A 15,541-nucleotide genomic window follows, 5' to 3' on the forward strand; every position below is an offset into this window, starting at 1 on the left:
GTGCTCTGTGCGCGGTAACGGGAGTGCTCCGCGCGCGGTGGGGGAGTCAGGCCACCGGGTGGATGCCGGGTCCGCCGGCGTCGTCCCGGTCCGGTCCCGCCGCCACCGCCTGGGAGAGCCGGATCCGCAGCCGCCTGATGTGCTCGCGGGCCGCCAGCTCCGCCGCGTCCGGGTCGCCCGACGTCATCGCCTCGAAGATCCGGCGGTGCTCGGCGACGGCGAGGCGCGGAGCCTCCGGGCTGCGCCACAGCGAGTGCAGCGCCAGGTGGGCCTTGCCCTGGATGGTGTCGAGGGCGGAGGTCAGATGGGTGTTCCCGGCGACCTCGCGGATCAGGCGGTGGTACGCCATGTCCATCTCGATGTGCGCCGTCTCGTCGTAGTCGGAGCCGACCACGCGCTCGTGCGCCTCCAGCATCTCGCGCAGCTCGCCGACCCTGGTGGCGTCGAGCCGTTCGGTGGCCAGGCGCGCCGCCAGCCCCTCCATGACCTCGCGGACCACGTACAGCTGGCGTACGTCCTGGAGGTCGACGGTGGAGACGACGGCGCCCCGGTGCGGGACGTGGGAGGCGAGTCCGTCGTGGATCAGCCGCTGCACGGCTTCCCTGACGGGGCTGCGGCTGATGCCCATCTGCGTGGCGAGCGCCGGCACGGACAGTGCGTCGCCGGGGCGGAGGCGGTTCGCCAGTACGGCGGCCCTCAGCTCGTCGTACGCACGGTCCGCCAGCAGGCTCCCGGCCGCGACCGGGTTGACGGCCCGACCGACCGCCTGCTCCGCCTTGTCGGTCGCCATCCCCGCTCCCTCTTTCCTGTTCCGCCGATCGGTCTCAGATGTCACACGGTGTCGGACTCGGACGCTGTCTTCTCCGTGTGCACTTCATGTTGCATGTAATGTTCCGACGGGTCAACGGGTTCCTCCTCCTTCTTCCGTCGCGACGGCAGCGGCACATGGTGGAAGAACAGGTTCAAAAGGACCGCGGTGATCGTTCCGAGGATGATTCCGCTCTCGAAGAGTGCATGCAGTTGCCGGGTGGGCATCTGCTCGGCGAACTGCGGGAACGCCGTCGGCAGGAAGCCGATGCCCAGGCTCGCGGCCACCAGAATGGTGTTCCGCTGGTCGGTGAGGTCGGCCTGGAGGAGGATCTGGATGCCGACCACGCCGATCGTCGCGAACAGCACGATCGTGGCGCCGCCGAGCACCGATGCCGGCATGGAGGCGACCACCGCCCCTATCTTGGGCACCAGGCCGAAGAGGATCATGATCACGCCCGCCGAGGCGATGATCCAGCGGCTCTTGACCCGGGTGAGCCGGATCAGCCCGATGTTCTGCGAGTAGACGGTGCTGGGGAACGAGTTGAGGACACCGGCGACCGCCGTGGCCAGGCCGTCCGCCCGCAGCGCCCTGGTGACGCCCTTGCCGTCCACCTCGCGCCCGACGATCTCGCCGACCGCGAAGAACTGGCCGATGGACTCCACCGCCACGATGATCATCACCATGAAGAGGGCCAGGATCGCGAGGGTGTCGAACTCGACCCCGTAGTGCAGCGGCGCCGCCATCCCGAACCACGAGGCCTCACCGATCCTGGAGAAGTCCGTCTTCCCCAGCACCGCGGCGACCGTCGTACCGATGACCAGCCCCGCCAGGACGGCGACGGTGGCCATGAACCCGCGCGAGAACTTATACAGCAGCAGGATGACCACGAAGGTCACCGCGGCCATGCCCAGCTGGCCGGGCGAGCCGAAGGTCTCCGCGCTCGGATCGCCACCGCCCACCTGGCGGGCGGCCACGCCGAGCAGCGTGATGCCGACGATCGTCACAATCGTGCCCGTGACCAGCGGCGGGAAGTACTTCACCAGCTTGCTGAAGACCGGCGCGATCACGAACAGGGCGAGCCCCGCCGCGATCACCGCCCCCAGCACCGTCGGCATCCCGGCCTTCGCGCCGCCGGCCGCCAGCCCCACCGAGACGAGCGAGGGCACCGCGGTGGTCGAAGTGCCCTGCACGATCGGCAGCTTGATGCCGACCCCCTTGAAGCCCACTGCTTGCATGAGCGTGGCGATGCCGCAGGTCAGCAGTGACGCGTTGACCAGCATCCCGATGTCCTTGTCCGGCAGGCCGACTCCCTGCGCGACCAGCAGCGGCATCACCACCGCTCCGGCGTAGAAGGCGAGCACGTGCTGCAGCCCGTAGACGGCGAGCCGCCACACGGAAGGCACCGCCTCCACCGGGTCGGCCGACTGGTCGTCCGCCCATCCCTGCTCCGAGGTGCCCTGTTCTGTGGTGCGGGACATGTGCGTTCTCCCTCCACCCGCCGTGCGGTGACGGCGGGGGTTCCTGTGTGCGCACGTACGGGGGCCGCGGACGGGCAGCCGTGGGTCCTGCGAATAAGGTCTTCGGGAGGCTTGTGGTGCTCGGGAGGTCTGTGGGATCCGGAAGGGCCCCGGTGCTCGCAGGCTCGTGCCCGGGAGGCCCGTGAAGGTACGGAGGGCGGACGGGTCGCGTACGGTCCTCAGCGCTGCCAGGAGCTGCGCAGCGCGTCGAGACCGGCGCGCACGAGCAGCCGTTCGGCCCGCTCCTGGGCCTCTTCGAGGAGGGCCGCCTCGTCCACCAGCACGCAGCGGCCCTCCTCGAAGACCACCCGCCCGTCCACGACCGTCATCTCCACGTCGCTGCCGCGCGCCGAGTGGACGAGCGTGGCGACGGTGCGGTGCACGGGCCGCAGGTGGGGCCGGTCGAGGGTGACGACCGCGAGGTCCGCCGGCGCGCCGACGGTCAGGGAGCCGGTCCCGGTGCCCGCGTACCTGCCGCCCTCGCGCGTCGCCAGCTCCAGGGCCTCCTCGCAGCGGGCGGCGGCCGGGTCGAGGTGGTGCTGACGCTGGCCGAACAGCGTCTGCTTCATCACCTCGAACATGTCCTGACGGTGACCCGCGCTCGGCCCGTCGGTGCCCAGCGACACCACCGCGCCCGCGTCCCGCAGATCGCGCAGCCGCATCACCCCGGAGGCCAGGTACGCGTTGGAGACCGGGTTGTGCGAGATCCCGGCCCGGTGCTCGCCCACGTGCTCGACCTCGGCGTCGTCCAGCCAGATCGCGTGCGCCAGGGTGGCCCGCTCGTCGAGCAGCCCCTCCCGGGCGAGCCACTCCACCGGCCGTACGCCGTACGCCTTCAGGTAGCTCGACGGATCCTTGGCGCCCTCCGAGCAGTGCGTGTGCCAGCGGGTGCCGAACTCCGCCGCCAGCTCGACGGCTCCCCGGACGAGGTCCTGGTCGACGTAGCTCAGATTGAGCGGTGCGGGCCAGATCTCGACCATCGCGGAGTGTCGTGGACGGCGTTGCATGCAGTCCCGCGTGATGTCGAGCTCCTCCTGCGTGGAGTAGCGGTACAGCGCGTCCGGAAGCCCCCGCGCCGAGGCGACCTCCGTCCTGCGGCCGAGCATCCCGCGCGCGATCGCGCCCCGCAGACCGGCCGATTCCACGGCGCGGGCCACGGCGAGGACGGTGTCCGCGTCCGTCGGCGCGTAGTGGTTGTCGATCACCGTGGTGATGCCCGAGCGCAGCGCCTCCACCGCCCCGAGCGTGGCCGCCACCCGGGCGTCCTCGGGGTCCACGGCCATCGCGTACGGCCACATGAACTCGCACAGCCAGGGCCAGATCGACAGACCCTCGCCCATGCCCCTGGCCAGGGCCTGGAACAGGTGCGAGTGCCCGTCGACGAATCCCGGCAGCACGGCCCTGCCCCGGCAGTCCACCGTCCGCGCCGCCCGCCACTGCGCGTCGACCTCGGAGGCGGGACCGACCGCCACCACCCGGTTGCCCGAGACGGCCACCGACCCCGGCTCGTGCACCGACCTGCGCCCGTCGACGGTCACCACCCGGCCGCCCGACAGCAGAAGGTCGCAGGCGAGCGGGCGCGCGGAGTCCGTGGGATGTGTGGCGTGCATGGAGGTCCTCCCGGAAGGTCGGCAGCATGCTCAATGTTGCATGTAACATATTCAGGCCAATCGGCCTGTCAACCCTCCGCGACGGAACGCGCTCGTCAGGCCCCCCTCAAGTCGAAAACCAGGCACAACCACCGCAGACTGTCCGAAACGGGATGTATCGGTTCGGGTGTGGAGCGCAGAAGAGAAGGCGGGGGCAGCCAGTGACGACATACGGCAGACACGGAGGACGCGCGGTGCTCGCGGTGTCCTCGATCGCCCTGGCCGCCTGCCTCGCCGGGGCGGCCGCGCACGCCTCGATATCCGACGGACCCCGGACGCCCGCAGCTCCGGCCGCCGCCCCCGACTCCTCGCGCCCGGTCCCCTTCGGTGCCTTCTGCCGAACCTCGATCGAGCGCTCCGAGTCCGTCGCGTACTGCCACAACCCGTACCCCGAGACCGACCTGGTCCAACTGCACACGGAGTGCAGGCGCTGGTGGGACATCGACGGGGACAGCGCTCCGGTCGCCGTGGGCCCCGCCGAGACCGTACGGCTGACCGGCCGCTGCTGGAAGGAGGTGAGCAGTACCTGGGTCACCCACGCGCGCGCCCCCGAGCACGCGCACCCGCCCCACGCACCGGATCACGTCCGGGAGCCCGGCCGCCACTTCGACCCGCGGCTCACCGGGGAACTGCTCGAACGGCACCCCGCCGGCGACTGACTCAGCCGGGCGCGCCCGCCGTGCGGCAGCCGCGCTCCGACAGGCAGCTCAACGCGTAACCGGCCGCCTCGGACGCCGCCGTCTCCGCGTCCCCGGCCCGGATCGCCTCGATCAGCCGGCTGTGGTCCATGTGGTCCTCGTCCCGCAGCTCGTGTCCGACGTCGTCCCGCAGCCAGTCCCGCAGCAGGTCGCCGAGGTCGGCGTACAACCCGATCAGCACGTCGTTGTGGGAGGCCGTCACCACCGCCAGGTGCAGCGAGGCGTCCGCCGTCACGAACTGCTCCGCGTCCCCCGACGCCCATGCCTTCTCGCGTCGCGCGAGCAGCGCGTCCAGCTGCCGGACGTCCTTGTCGGTGCGGCGCTGCGCGGCCAGCCGCCCGGCCGAGGACTCCAGGGTGGAGCGCAGCTCGGCGATGTGCAGCGGATCGGCGTCCGCGAAGCGGCGGTGCATGACCCCTGCCAGCTCGCTGGTCGCCCGTACGTACGTGCCCGAGCCCTGCCGGATGTCCAGGAGGCCGTTGTGCGCGAGCGCGCGCACCGCCTCGCGGACGGTGTTGCGGGCCACCCCCAGCTGCTCGACCAGCTCGGGCTCGGTCGGAATGCGTGAGCCCACGGGCCACTCGCCGGAGGTGATCTGGTTCCGCAGGGCGCTGATCACCTGGTCGGAGAGTGCGGAACGCCGGGCAGAGGTCAGCGTCATGATGCTCCTCGTTCGGGGTCGGAGAGGGCGCGGGCGCCGTCGGGGGCTCCGGCCGGGAAGCGATTGGACAACCAATCATCCCATGATTCTATGATGGTTCACATGCCTGCCGACGAAACCCGGACCCTGAGCCCCGAGCCCCGCACCGCACGCGAGCCCCGTACGGCCGCCCCGCGGAGTCCGGACGGGAAGCCGCACCGCTCGGTCTGGCTCCTGCGCCTCATGGTCGTCGGCCTGGTCCTCGCCGCGCTCAACCTCCGGCCCGCCATCACCAGCCTCGGCCCCCTCCTCGAAGAGGTCCGCAAGGGGCTCGGGATGAGCGGCACCGTCGCCGGCCTCGTCACCTCCGTACCGTCCCTGTGCTTCGCGGTCTTCGGCATCATGGCGCCGCGCCTCGCCCGCCGGTTCGGCCCCGCCGCCATCGTCTGCGCGGGCATGACCGCCATCGCGATCGGCCTGTTCCTGCGCCCGTACGCCGGCGGCACGGCGGGCTTCCTGGCCGCCAGTGCGCTCGCCCTCGTCGGCATCGCCGTCAGCAACATCCTGCTGCCGGCGATCGTCAAGCAGTGGTTCCCGGACCGGGTCTCCACGATGACCGGCCTGTACTCCATGGCCCTGGCCATCGGCACCTCGCTGGCCGCCCTGTCCACCGTCCCCATGACCAGGGCGCTGGGCGGCAGTTGGCAGACCGGCCTCGCCGTGTGGGGCATCCTCGCCGCGGTCGCCCTGTGCGTCTGGCTGCCGCTGGCCGTCCGGCACGGACGCGACCGGGCCCGGCCCGCCGGCACCGAGCCGCGCCCGCGGACCCCGGGAGCCGAGGCCGCGGAGTCCGCCGCCGGGGCCCCGGCCCCCGTTCCCGCCCTGCCCATGGTCCGCAGCCGCACCGCCTGGGCGCTGGCCTGCTTCTTCGGCCTCCAGGCCACCGCCGCGTACATCACCATGGGCTGGATGCCGCAGATCTTCCGCGACGCCGGCCTCTCCGCCGGCACCTCCGGCATGCTGCTGGCCCTCACCATGGCGATGGGCATCCCCCTCGCCTTCGTCATCCCGCGGGTCGCCACCCGCCTCCCCAGCCAGGGCCCCGTCGTCCTCGTCCTGGGCCTGTGCGGACTGTCCGGATACGCGGGCCTCTACCTCGCCCCGGCGAGCGGCGCCTGGGCGTGGGCCCTCCTGCTCGGCATCTCCAACTGCGCGTTCCCGCTGGCCCTCACCATGATCGGGCTGCGCGCCAAGAGCCACCAGGGCGTCGTCAGGCTGTCGGCCTTCGCGCAGAGCGTCGGCTACCTCATCTCCATCCCGGGCCCCCTGCTCATCGGCGTACTGCACGACGTGACCGGCGGCTGGGGGCTGCCCATCGCGCTCATGGCCGCACTGATGCTGCCGCAGATGGCCGCCGGTGTCCTGGCCGGCCGCAACCGCACGATCGAGACCGAACTGGCCGCCTGACCGGGACCCCGGTCCACCGGCAGGTCCGGCGGCGGGGGAGGGACGAAAGGTGCGAGACTGGCTGTCATGCCTGTACTCGACCCGCACCCCCCGAACGGCCGCAAGAAGCTCCTGTACGTGCTCGGCGCCATGCTCGCCATCACCGTGATCATCGCCGTCGTCGCCATGGTCCTCTCCCCGTGACCGGCGAAGACGGCGCCGGGGGTGGGGCTGTCCCCACCCTCCCCTAGGGGGCTGTACTCAGGGGTGAATGGGGAGTCCTCCGGATGGGCGCGGGCGCTCGTACTCCGTAGGTTCGAGGTGTCCCACCGGATACCGCACACCACGGAGGCGGCCCATGTCGGCCCCCACGCACCCCGCCCGCCGCACCGCCGCCCTCGGCAACCGCCTCCCCTGGTGGTCCGTGGTGCTCCCGGCCGTCGCCTTCGCCGTCCTGCTCGTCCTGACGGCCGGATCCGGCCACGCGAGCGCCACGGTTTCCGCGTCGGACGCCCCGGGTCTCGCGTACCTGGTGGAGCGGATCCTCGGCGCGCTGTCGCTCTGACGGATCCAGCCGTTCACCCGTGGTGGGGGAGCGCACCAACTCCCCGGGCCCCGGCGCGCGTTTCATGCGAAGCTGGGGTGCATGAGCGCCGACACACCCCGCAGGATCGTCCTTCTCCGGCACGCCAAAGCCGAGTGGTCAGATGCGTCCGACCTGGAGCGACCGCTCGCCGACCGGGGCCGCAGGGATGCCGCCACCGCAGGGCGGAAGCTGGCCGACACCGGCCTCGCCTTCGACCTGGCCCTGTGCTCGACCGCCACCAGGACGCGCGAGACCTGGAAGCTGGCCGTGCAGGAGATGCCGCGCCGACCGAAGACCGTCTATGAGGACCGGCTCTACGAAGCCTCTCTCGGCGAACTCATCGCCCTCGTCAACGAGACCCCCGACGACGTGACGGGCCTCCTCCTCATCGGCCACAACCCCGGGATGCACGCCCTGGCCGACGCCCTCGCCGGCCAGGCCGACCCCGAGACACGGGCCCGGATGACCCGGAGCGGCTTCCCCACGGCGACGTACGCCGTCGTCGAGTTCACCGGCTCGTGGAAGTCGGTGGAGCACGGAGTGGGCAGGCTGACGGGCTACTGGGCGCCGCACGACTGATCCGCGTCCGCCGCACCTCGTACCAGCAGGGCCCCGGGAAGCATGTGCTCCCCGGGGCCCTCTTCCTTCCCGCTCCGCCCGCGCGCAGGGGTGCGGCCCGCCCTCAGTGCAGGTGGACGACGTCCCCGTCCGCTGCCTCGACCTCTTCGCGGGTGATGCCCAGCAGGTACAGGACGGTGTCCAGGAACGGCACGTTCACCGCGGTGTCGGCGGCCTGTCGCACCACCGGCTTGGCGTTGAACGCGACGCCCAGGCCCGCCGTGTTGAGCATGTCGAGGTCGTTGGCGCCGTCGCCGATCGCCACCGTCTGATCGAGCGGAACCCCGGCCTGCTCGGCGAACCGGCGCAACAGCCGTGCCTTGCCCGCCCGGTCCACGACCTCCCCGACGACCTTGCCCGTCAGCTTCCCGTCGACGATCTCCAGCGTGTTGGCGGACGCGAAATCGAGCGAGAGCTCGTCCTTCAGCGCATCGGTGACCTGGGTGAACCCCCCGGACACCACGCCGACTTGATATCCGAGCCGCTTCAGCGTCCGCACCAGGGTCCGGGCGCCCGGTGTCATCCTCACCTCCGCGCGGACCTTCTCCACCACCCCGGCGTCCAGCCCCTCCAGCAGTGCCACGCGCGCGTGCAGCGACTGCTCGAAGTCGAGTTCGCCGCGCATCGCCTGCTCGGTGACGGCGGCCACCTGCGCCTCGCAGCCGGCGTGCGCGGCGAACAGCTCGATCACCTCGTCCTGAATGAGCGTCGAATCGACGTCCATCACGACGAGCCGCTGGGCGCGCCGGTGCAGTCCCGCCGACACGACGGCCACGTCCACACCGATCTCCGCCGCCGCGGTCGCCAGGGCCGTGCGCAGCGTTTCCGTAGCGGTGCCGGAGACCGCGAACTCCACTGCGGTCACCGGGTACTTGGCCAGCCGGAAGATACGGTCGATGTTTCCACCGGTGTCGGTGATCCTGGCCGCTATGGCCGCCGTCGACTGGGCCGTCAGCGGGTGCCCGAGGACGGTGACGTGGGAACGGCCACTGCCGCGCGGCCGGTTGTCGCCCGTACCGGAGATGATCTCGGCCTGGAGATCCAGCGAGTCGGCCCAGCTGTGCACGGTCGCCCGCAGTTCGCCCGCGGCGGCCACGGTCGGCTCGGTCACCAGCACGCACAGGACGATGCGGCCACGGGTGACGACCTGCTCGATGTCGACGACGTCGACGCTGTAGGCGGCCAGGGTGTCGAAGAGTCCGGCGGTGATCCCGGGACGGTCCTTCCCGAAGATCTTCACGAGGAGGGTCGGGACGTCGTTGTTCGGCAGTGCGCTCATGGTGCCCCCACCGTATCGGCCCGGTGCCGCGGCCCCGGCACCCGTCCCGACTGGCGGACAGCGCCGCGCGCGACCGTGCGGCGCGGACGGCTCGCGGGTCCGCGCGGACGGCGGGGGCGGGTCCGCGCGGACGACGGGGCGAGCACCGCGAACGGCAGGCGGGCCCGCGCGGACGGGCGGGGCGAGCACCGCGGGCCCCGTGCGTTCCCCCGGGACCGTGCCGGTCCCTCACCTCCCCCCGGGCCTCCCCGGCGGAGGCGGCCCCTCGTCGGACGGCGGCGGAGGCGGCGGCACCGGCGGAACGGCTCCCCGCCGCCCGCGCCCCGGCACTCCCGGCGGCCTCGGCGGCCCGGGAATCCCCGTGATCGTCGGTGCCGTGTGCCGGCCGTCCCGCGTCCCGCGGTGCGGCGCCGAGCCCTGCCTTGCGGTCGGCGGCGGCGAGGACGAGGACGCCGTCCCACCCCCGTCCGCCGCCCGCAGATACGGATTCGTCCTGTCCTGGGCGGGGCCGTACCCCGGCGAAGGACGGTAGGGCCCCGGCACGTACGCCAGGTCCGGGTACGTCCGCTGCCCCCCGCCCGGCCCCGGCGTCCCGTTCCCGCGCTCCCTCGGCAGTACCGCCCGCCGGCCGTCCACCCGCGCCGCGCAGGCCAGCAGCGCTCCGGCCGCGCCCGCCCCCACGCCCCAGGCCACCCCCAGCAGCAACGCCATCGCCAGGTTCCCGCGCAGCGAGATCCCCGCTCCGAAGGCGTCGAAGCCGAGCACCGACAGCGACGCGTCCGCCGACACCCCGGCCAGCCACGTCATCAGCGGCAGCCCGACACCGGTCACGGCCCCCAGCGCCACCGCGCTCTGCCCCGCGTACTCCACCGCCGACAGCCCGTCGCGCGGTGTCCGCGACGCCGCGACCACCCCGGCGCACAGCATCGCCACGGCGGCGGCGACGGCCAGCAGCCACACCCGCCCGTCCAGCTCCGCGAGCCGCCCGAGGCTCAACGCGCGGTCGCCGGACGCGGACAGCAGCTCGTCGAAGGGCGCCGGCAGGACGTTCGCCAGCTGCCCCGACGCGTGCCCCTGCCAGGGGACGAACAGCCCGACCGCGACCCCGAGCCACACCCCGTTGGGGGCTCCGAGCAGCGCGGCGCCCAGCACCCGGCCGGGGTGGTCGTCGCCGGCCGCCGCGTACCCGGCAGCCGCGACGCCCGCGAGCACCGCCAGCAGCGCCACGGCGACCAGCGCGGACGCGGCCGGCCGGAGCACCCGGTGCACCGCGTCCCAGCCGGGCGGCAACGGCGTACGGCGCGAGGCGAGCAGCGCGATCAGCAGCACGCCCACCACCCACACCGCGCCGCCGAGCAGCGAGTCCGCCGTATCGACGCCGAACCCGACCGTCGCCTTCGCTTCGACGAGGTCGGAGATCCGGTCCGGGAGGAGGCCGCCGACCGCCCCCGGGAGCCTGTCCTGGATGCCGCCGGGAAGGTCGTTTCCGGGAATTGCGTCGATTCCGAGCTTCCCGCCGTCAATTGTGATGACGTCGTGACCCGCCCAGGCGAGCCCGGCCACCGTGCCCAGGAACAGCACCACGACCGAACCCGCCCGGACGGCCAGTTCGCCGCCCGGAATCTCCGCTCCCGCGCTTTTCAGCGACCGCAGGAAGAAGAAGGAGAGGAGCAACGCGCCGACCAGACCCACCCCAAGTGGCGCAATATCGACGGCCGTCCGCGCCGCGGCGCTGTCGATCCCGAAGACTGAGACGTTCCCGACCGGGGTGACCGAGCCGCCCACCGCGAGGACGACGACCGCCGCCGTCATGGCCCGCAACGACCCGGCCGCGTCCGCGCCCAGCAGGTGCAGACCCAGCGCGGCGACGCCCGCCATTCCGGCCAAAGCCCAGCTCACCGAGGCAATCGAGGCGAGCAGAACATCGCCCCACCGCACGCCGACCCGACCGTTCGCATCCATCAGGCCACCCGATCTGTACCGGTACGACATGAGTTGCCCGGCCGTGCATGATCCGTACACAGTCATGCGGAGTCATGTGCACTCATGGGCCCTTACTACTCTCCGGGCGTGTTTCGGCTGCGTCAACGGGCGCGCGCGGACCCCGCGCACCCCCTCTTCACATGGCCCGACTTTCGTATTCGAGCCGGAGCCTGAAATAGTTCCCCCCGATGTTCACCATCCCTAGACTCCCGGTGACGGGCGTAACTACGGGGGACAACTAGTGGGGCATGGAGTGCCGGAACTCGTACTGGAATTGAATGGAAGGACCTGGACGCTCGATCCGTCCCGGTCGTACACCCTCGGCCGCGACCCCCAGGGTGACGTGGTGATAGACGACGCCCGGGTCTCGTGGCGGCATGCCTCGGTCAGCTGGGGCGGCCACAGCTGGGTGATCGAAGACCACGGCAGCACCAACGGCACGTACGTGCAGGGCCAGCGTGTCCACCACACGGAGATCGGCCCCGGGTCCAGCGTGCACCTGGGCAACGCCACCGACGGACCGCGGCTGGTGCTCTCGGGAGCCGCGCCCGGCGCGGCCTCCGCCGTACCGCAGACGCACCAGCCGCAGGCCGCGCACCAGCAGGCAGCACCGCATCAGGCGCCGCATCAGGCGCCGCAGCGGCAGCAGCCCAGCTGGCAGCAGCAGCCCCAGCAGGCGCAGCAGCCGAGTTGGCAGCAGCAGGGCCAGCAGGGTCAGCAGCCGCCGTACCAGCAGACGCCCGCCGCCCAGGCGCACGCGCCGCAGGGACAGGGCGGCCAGGCCGGCGGAGTCGCGGGGGCCCCGCCTGTCTACGGCGACCGCAGCCCGACGACGTTCCACCAGATGGCGCTCGGCCGCGTCATGCGCATCGGCCGTGCCCTGGAGAACGAGCTGGTCGTCTCCGACCTCCAGGTCTCCCGGCTGCACGCCGAGTTCCACGCGACGCCCGACGGGCGCATGGAGATCCGCGACCTCGGCTCGCACAACGGCACGTACATCAACGGCCAGCCGATGCAGAAGTCCGGCACGGCGCTGCTGGGCCCCAACGACATCGTCGGCGTCGGCCACTCCACCTTCCGCGTCGTCGGCGACCGGCTCGAAGAGTTCGTCGACACCGGTGAGGTCTCCTTCTCCGCCCGCCACCTCACGGTGACGGTCGACGGCGGCAAGGACATCCTCAAGGACGTCTCCTTCGGCGTCCCCGAGAAGTCCCTCATCGCGGTCATCGGCCCCTCCGGCTCCGGAAAGTCGACGCTGCTCAAGGCGCTCACCGGTTACCGGCCCGCCAACAAGGGCGACGTCCTCTACGACAACCGGAACCTCTACAAGCAGTTCGCCGAGCTGCGCCAGCGCATCGGTCTGGTCCCGCAGGACGACATCCTGCACAAGGAACTGACCGTCAAGAAGGCCCTCAAGTACGCCGCCAAGCTGCGCTTCCCCGCGGACACCTCCGAGGCGGAGCGCAACCAGCGGATCGACGAGGTCCTCGGCGAACTCAAGCTGGACATCCACAAGGAGAAGAAGGTCACCTCCCTCTCCGGTGGCCAGCGCAAGCGCGTCTCGGTGGCCCTGGAGCTGCTGACCAAGCCCTCGCTGATCTTCCTGGACGAGCCCACCTCGGGCCTCGACCCGGGCATGGACCGCGACGTCATGCAGCTGCTGCGCGGTCTCGCCGACGACGGCCGCACGGTCCTGGTCGTGACCCACTCGGTGGCCGAGCTGGCCATCTGCGACAAGCTCCTGGTGATGGCGCCCGGCGGATCCGTCGCGTACTTCGGCCCCCCGGAGGAAGCGCTCAACTTCTTCGGCTACAGCACCTGGGCCGACGTCTTCTCCGCGTTCGAGAACTACCGCGACTACGACTGGGCGGGCCGCTGGCGCGGCTCGCAGCACTACCAGATGTACGCCGCGGACATCGACGCCGTCGCGGCCCAGCCCGTACACATGCCGCCGGCGCAGCAGATGCGCCCGCCGAAGCCGCAGGGCTGGGGTGCGCAGCTGACGACGCTGGTGCGGCGCTACGTCTCCGTCATCGCGTCGGACAAGGGCTTCATGGGCCTGATGGTGATCCTGCCGGCCGTGCTCGGCCTGGTCAGCGTCGTCATCCCGGCCGACTTCGGCCTCGGCCCGCCCAAGCCGCCGTCCCGGTTCAACGGCGACGCGGGAACGATCATGCTGATCCTCGCGGTCGGCATGTGCTTCTCCGGCGCCGCGAACTCGGTCCGCGAGCTGATCAAGGAACGGGTGATCTACGAGCGCGAACGGGCCACCGGTCTCTCCCGTTCCGCGTACCTGATGTCCAAGGTCCTCGTCCTCGGCGTGATCACGGCCATCCAGGGCGTCATCATCTGCGCGATCGGCTTCTCCACCCGGGCCCTCCCGGAAGAGGGCCTGATCATGCCGCCGGCGGTCGAGATCTGCCTCTCCGTCATCGCGCTCGGCTTCACCTCGATGATGTTCGGCCTCGTCATCTCCTCGCTGGTGAAGACCTCCGAGAAGACGATGCCGCTCCTCGTCATGTTCGCCATCGTGCAGGTGGTCTTCACCGGCATCCTCTTCCAGGTGTACGGCCAGATCGGCCTGGAGCAGTTCGCCTGGCTGATGCCGTCCCGCTGGGCGATCGCCGCCGCGGGCACCACGCTGGACCTGGCGCACCTGATGCCGCCGTGGGACCAGAAGAACCCGACCGACCTCGACCCGCTCTGGGAGAGCACCGCCTCCCAGTGGGGGATGAACATCACGGTCCTGCTGGCCCTCGGTGTGATCTGCGGCTTCGTGGTCGCGCGCCTGCTGCGCCGGCACGAGCCCGAGGTCATGCGCAAGTGACCCGCTAGCGCATGCGACGAAAGGGCGGCCCCCGGAATGCTCCGGGGGCCGCCCTTCTTCCGTGCGCCGGTACGTATCAGTAGGCGCCGTTGACGTTGTCGATCGAGCCGTACCGGTCGGCGGCGTAGTTGGCCGCGGCCGTGATGTTGGAGACCGGGTGGTAGATGTCGTGCGGGGTGCCCGGCACGTGGTAGGCGTTGAACGTCGGCTGGATGACCTGGAGCAGGCCGACCGAGGGGGTGCCGTTCTGCGCGTTGATGTCCCAGCCGTTCTTCGCCCGGGGGTTGCCGGTCGACTCGCGCATGATGTTGCGGTGCAGTCCCTCGTACGAGCCGGGGATGCCCTTCGCCTTCATCACGGCCAGCGCCTCACGGATCCAGCCGTCCAGGTTGTTCGCGTACACCGGCTTGCGCGCGGCGGCCCGGGAGGCCGCCGCCTTGGTCGCGGCACGCTTCTTCGCCTTCGCCTCGGCCTTCGCCTTCGCCTCGGCCTTGGCCTTCGCGGCAGCGGCGTCCTTGGCCCGCTTGTCGGCGGCGGCGTGCTGGGCGGCGATGCTGGCCTTGGCGGTGCCGCTGTCCTGGGAGGCGACCATCGCGACCGGCGCCACGTGCTGCACCCCGGCCTCGGCGCTTTCGCCGCCGGGCAGCAGGGTGAGCGCGAGGGAAGCGGCGCCGAGAGCGGCGACGCCGGCGATCGAGACCCGGTGGGTCTTGGTCAGGCGACCATGGCCAGAGTTGGCGGACATGCAGACGAACCTCTCGGACGGGGAAGTGCCGCGGAGTGCGCGACGGCAGCCATTGTTAGCGGCCGCAAAATGCGCAGGCAAAGACGCTGTGTACGAAGCGCGATAGTGGAGCGGGGTCGCCGCAGGACCGTCCCGGACCCCCGCCCTGCCCGCTCAGAGCGCGTTCAATCGTCGACTACACGGCTTCGTAAGTGACCTGTGTCCTATGCGCGGGCTCACATCGGGCAGCCGCCGAACTCACGAAAGGTCACGACCGCAAAGCTCTCCGTGACGACTGTCATCCCCTGGTACCAGGGCACGCCCCGAAGCCTCCTCCCCGGGTGGGAGGGCGCCGCGGGAGCACGCCCGACCGCCCCGACGGTGCGTCCCGGCAGACCCGCAACCGTCCGTCTCGGTCCCGAGACCCGCCCCCGCCCGCCCTCGGACCTAGGTCGCGGGCCCGCCCGCCGACAGCCCCGGGCCCGATGCCCCCGCCGTGCCACCGCCGGTACGGTGACCGCATGACCAGGCCCCGACCCGCCCGCCATCCCCGTCCGGCACCCCCGGAAACACCGGTCGGCCCACCGGGAGCGGGGCAGCCCCCGGCTCAGGAGCCTTGTTCGACGTCGTCGTGCCCGGCCCCCTCGCACCCCGAGAGCACCCCGCCCGCACACGCACCCTCACCGGCCCCCTCCGTCCCGGCGGAACACCTGGCTCCCGGTCCGACCGCCCCCGGCCCGACCGCCCCCGCCCCGTCCGTCCC

12 protein-coding genes and 1 pseudogene are annotated in these 15,541 nt (G+C 71.9%); 6 read left to right on the forward strand and 7 right to left on the reverse strand.

Annotated features, from left to right (window positions below):
* Positions 1–46 precede the first annotated feature (46 nt).
* From ACQPZG_RS26900 to ACQPZG_RS26910, 3 genes are all read right to left on the reverse strand, one after another.
* Positions 47–790: a GntR family transcriptional regulator gene (locus ACQPZG_RS26900; RefSeq protein WP_433548290.1), complete on the reverse strand. Its 744-nt coding sequence runs from the start codon at positions 788–790 to the stop codon at positions 47–49.
* 41 nt (positions 791–831) lie between these two features.
* Positions 832–2,289 carry a nucleobase:cation symporter-2 family protein gene (locus tag ACQPZG_RS26905; RefSeq protein WP_433548291.1) on the reverse strand — a complete coding sequence of 486 codons (1,458 nt, stop codon included), beginning with the start codon at positions 2,287–2,289 and terminating at the stop codon, positions 832–834.
* Between the two features lie 218 nt (positions 2,290–2,507).
* Positions 2,508–3,938: an amidohydrolase family protein gene (locus ACQPZG_RS26910; RefSeq protein ID WP_433548292.1), complete on the reverse strand. Its 1,431-nt coding sequence runs from the start codon at positions 3,936–3,938 to the stop codon at positions 2,508–2,510.
* Between the two features lie 233 nt (positions 3,939–4,171).
* On the opposite strand from ACQPZG_RS26910, the pseudogene ACQPZG_RS26915 reads away from it, so the two are divergent.
* A pseudogene (locus tag ACQPZG_RS26915) lies at positions 4,172–4,528 on the forward strand (hypothetical protein); the annotation flags it as partial.
* Positions 4,529–4,637: 109 nt separating this feature from the next.
* Here the strand turns inward: ACQPZG_RS26915 and ACQPZG_RS26920 are convergent.
* Positions 4,638–5,336: a FadR/GntR family transcriptional regulator gene (locus ACQPZG_RS26920; RefSeq protein ID WP_433548293.1), complete on the reverse strand. Its 699-nt coding sequence runs from the start codon at positions 5,334–5,336 to the stop codon at positions 4,638–4,640.
* Between the two features lie 102 nt (positions 5,337–5,438).
* Here ACQPZG_RS26920 and ACQPZG_RS26925 point away from each other — a divergent pair, with 102 nt between their 5' ends.
* The 4 genes from ACQPZG_RS26925 (at position 5,439) to ACQPZG_RS26940 (ending at position 7,926) form a co-directional block, all read left to right on the forward strand.
* The gene (locus ACQPZG_RS26925; RefSeq protein ID WP_433548294.1) at positions 5,439–6,782 is read left to right on the forward strand and encodes a CynX/NimT family MFS transporter; all 1,344 of its coding nucleotides are present in this window, start codon (positions 5,439–5,441) and stop codon (positions 6,780–6,782) included.
* A 66-nt stretch (positions 6,783–6,848) separates the two neighbouring features.
* Complete coding sequence (locus ACQPZG_RS26930) at positions 6,849–6,965, forward strand: SGM_5486 family transporter-associated protein (protein WP_433548295.1); 117 nt, start codon at positions 6,849–6,851, stop codon at positions 6,963–6,965.
* Between the two features lie 154 nt (positions 6,966–7,119).
* On the forward strand, positions 7,120–7,326 hold the full coding sequence (locus ACQPZG_RS26935; protein ID WP_433548296.1) for a hypothetical protein: 207 nt from the start codon (positions 7,120–7,122) through the stop codon (positions 7,324–7,326).
* An 81-nt stretch (positions 7,327–7,407) separates the two neighbouring features.
* Positions 7,408–7,926 (forward strand): SixA phosphatase family protein, encoded by a 519-nt coding sequence (locus tag ACQPZG_RS26940; RefSeq protein ID WP_433548297.1) that lies wholly within the window; start codon positions 7,408–7,410, stop codon positions 7,924–7,926.
* A gap of 103 nt (positions 7,927–8,029) precedes the next feature.
* Here the strand turns inward: ACQPZG_RS26940 and serB are convergent, their stop codons facing one another.
* Together serB and ACQPZG_RS26950 are read right to left on the reverse strand one after the other, a co-directional pair.
* On the reverse strand, positions 8,030–9,244 hold the full coding sequence (gene serB, locus ACQPZG_RS26945) for a phosphoserine phosphatase SerB (protein ID WP_433548298.1): 1,215 nt from the start codon (positions 9,242–9,244) through the stop codon (positions 8,030–8,032).
* Between the two features lie 228 nt (positions 9,245–9,472).
* On the reverse strand, positions 9,473–11,206 hold the full coding sequence (locus ACQPZG_RS26950; RefSeq protein ID WP_433548299.1) for a streptophobe family protein: 1,734 nt from the start codon (positions 11,204–11,206) through the stop codon (positions 9,473–9,475).
* 274 nt (positions 11,207–11,480) lie between these two features.
* Here ACQPZG_RS26950 and ACQPZG_RS26955 point away from each other — a divergent pair, with 274 nt between their 5' ends.
* A complete protein-coding gene (locus tag ACQPZG_RS26955; protein ID WP_433548300.1) occupies positions 11,481–14,054 on the forward strand; it encodes an FHA domain-containing protein in 2,574 nt (857 codons plus the stop codon).
* A gap of 76 nt (positions 14,055–14,130) precedes the next feature.
* Here the strand turns inward: ACQPZG_RS26955 and ACQPZG_RS26960 are convergent, their stop codons facing one another.
* Positions 14,131–14,799 (reverse strand): transglycosylase SLT domain-containing protein, encoded by a 669-nt coding sequence (locus ACQPZG_RS26960; RefSeq protein WP_433548301.1) that lies wholly within the window; start codon positions 14,797–14,799, stop codon positions 14,131–14,133.
* Positions 14,800–15,541: the final 742 nt, after the last annotated feature.

Source organism: Streptomyces sp. CA-294286, assembly GCF_050947155.1.
In the GTDB taxonomy this organism is placed as follows: Bacteria; Actinomycetota; Actinomycetes; order Streptomycetales; family Streptomycetaceae; genus Streptomyces.

Excerpts from the sequence above, each read along its gene's own strand:
- ACQPZG_RS26900 (WP_433548290.1), bottom strand. The coding sequence starts at position 790 with ATGGCGACCGACAAGGCGGAGCAGGCGGTCGGTCGGGCCGTCAACCCG.
- ACQPZG_RS26905 (WP_433548291.1), bottom strand. The coding sequence starts at position 2,289 with ATGTCCCGCACCACAGAACAGGGCACCTCGGAGCAGGGATGGGCGGAC.
- ACQPZG_RS26910 (WP_433548292.1), bottom strand. The coding sequence starts at position 3,938 with ATGCACGCCACACATCCCACGGACTCCGCGCGCCCGCTCGCCTGCGAC.
- ACQPZG_RS26920 (WP_433548293.1), bottom strand. The coding sequence starts at position 5,336 with ATGACGCTGACCTCTGCCCGGCGTTCCGCACTCTCCGACCAGGTGATC.
- ACQPZG_RS26925 (WP_433548294.1), top strand. The coding sequence starts at position 5,439 with ATGCCTGCCGACGAAACCCGGACCCTGAGCCCCGAGCCCCGCACCGCA.
- ACQPZG_RS26930 (WP_433548295.1), top strand. The coding sequence starts at position 6,849 with ATGCCTGTACTCGACCCGCACCCCCCGAACGGCCGCAAGAAGCTCCTG.
- ACQPZG_RS26935 (WP_433548296.1), top strand. The coding sequence starts at position 7,120 with ATGTCGGCCCCCACGCACCCCGCCCGCCGCACCGCCGCCCTCGGCAAC.
- ACQPZG_RS26940 (WP_433548297.1), top strand. The coding sequence starts at position 7,408 with ATGAGCGCCGACACACCCCGCAGGATCGTCCTTCTCCGGCACGCCAAA.
- serB (WP_433548298.1), bottom strand. The coding sequence starts at position 9,244 with ATGAGCGCACTGCCGAACAACGACGTCCCGACCCTCCTCGTGAAGATC.
- ACQPZG_RS26950 (WP_433548299.1), bottom strand. The coding sequence starts at position 11,206 with ATGGATGCGAACGGTCGGGTCGGCGTGCGGTGGGGCGATGTTCTGCTC.
- ACQPZG_RS26960 (WP_433548301.1), bottom strand. The coding sequence starts at position 14,799 with ATGTCCGCCAACTCTGGCCATGGTCGCCTGACCAAGACCCACCGGGTC.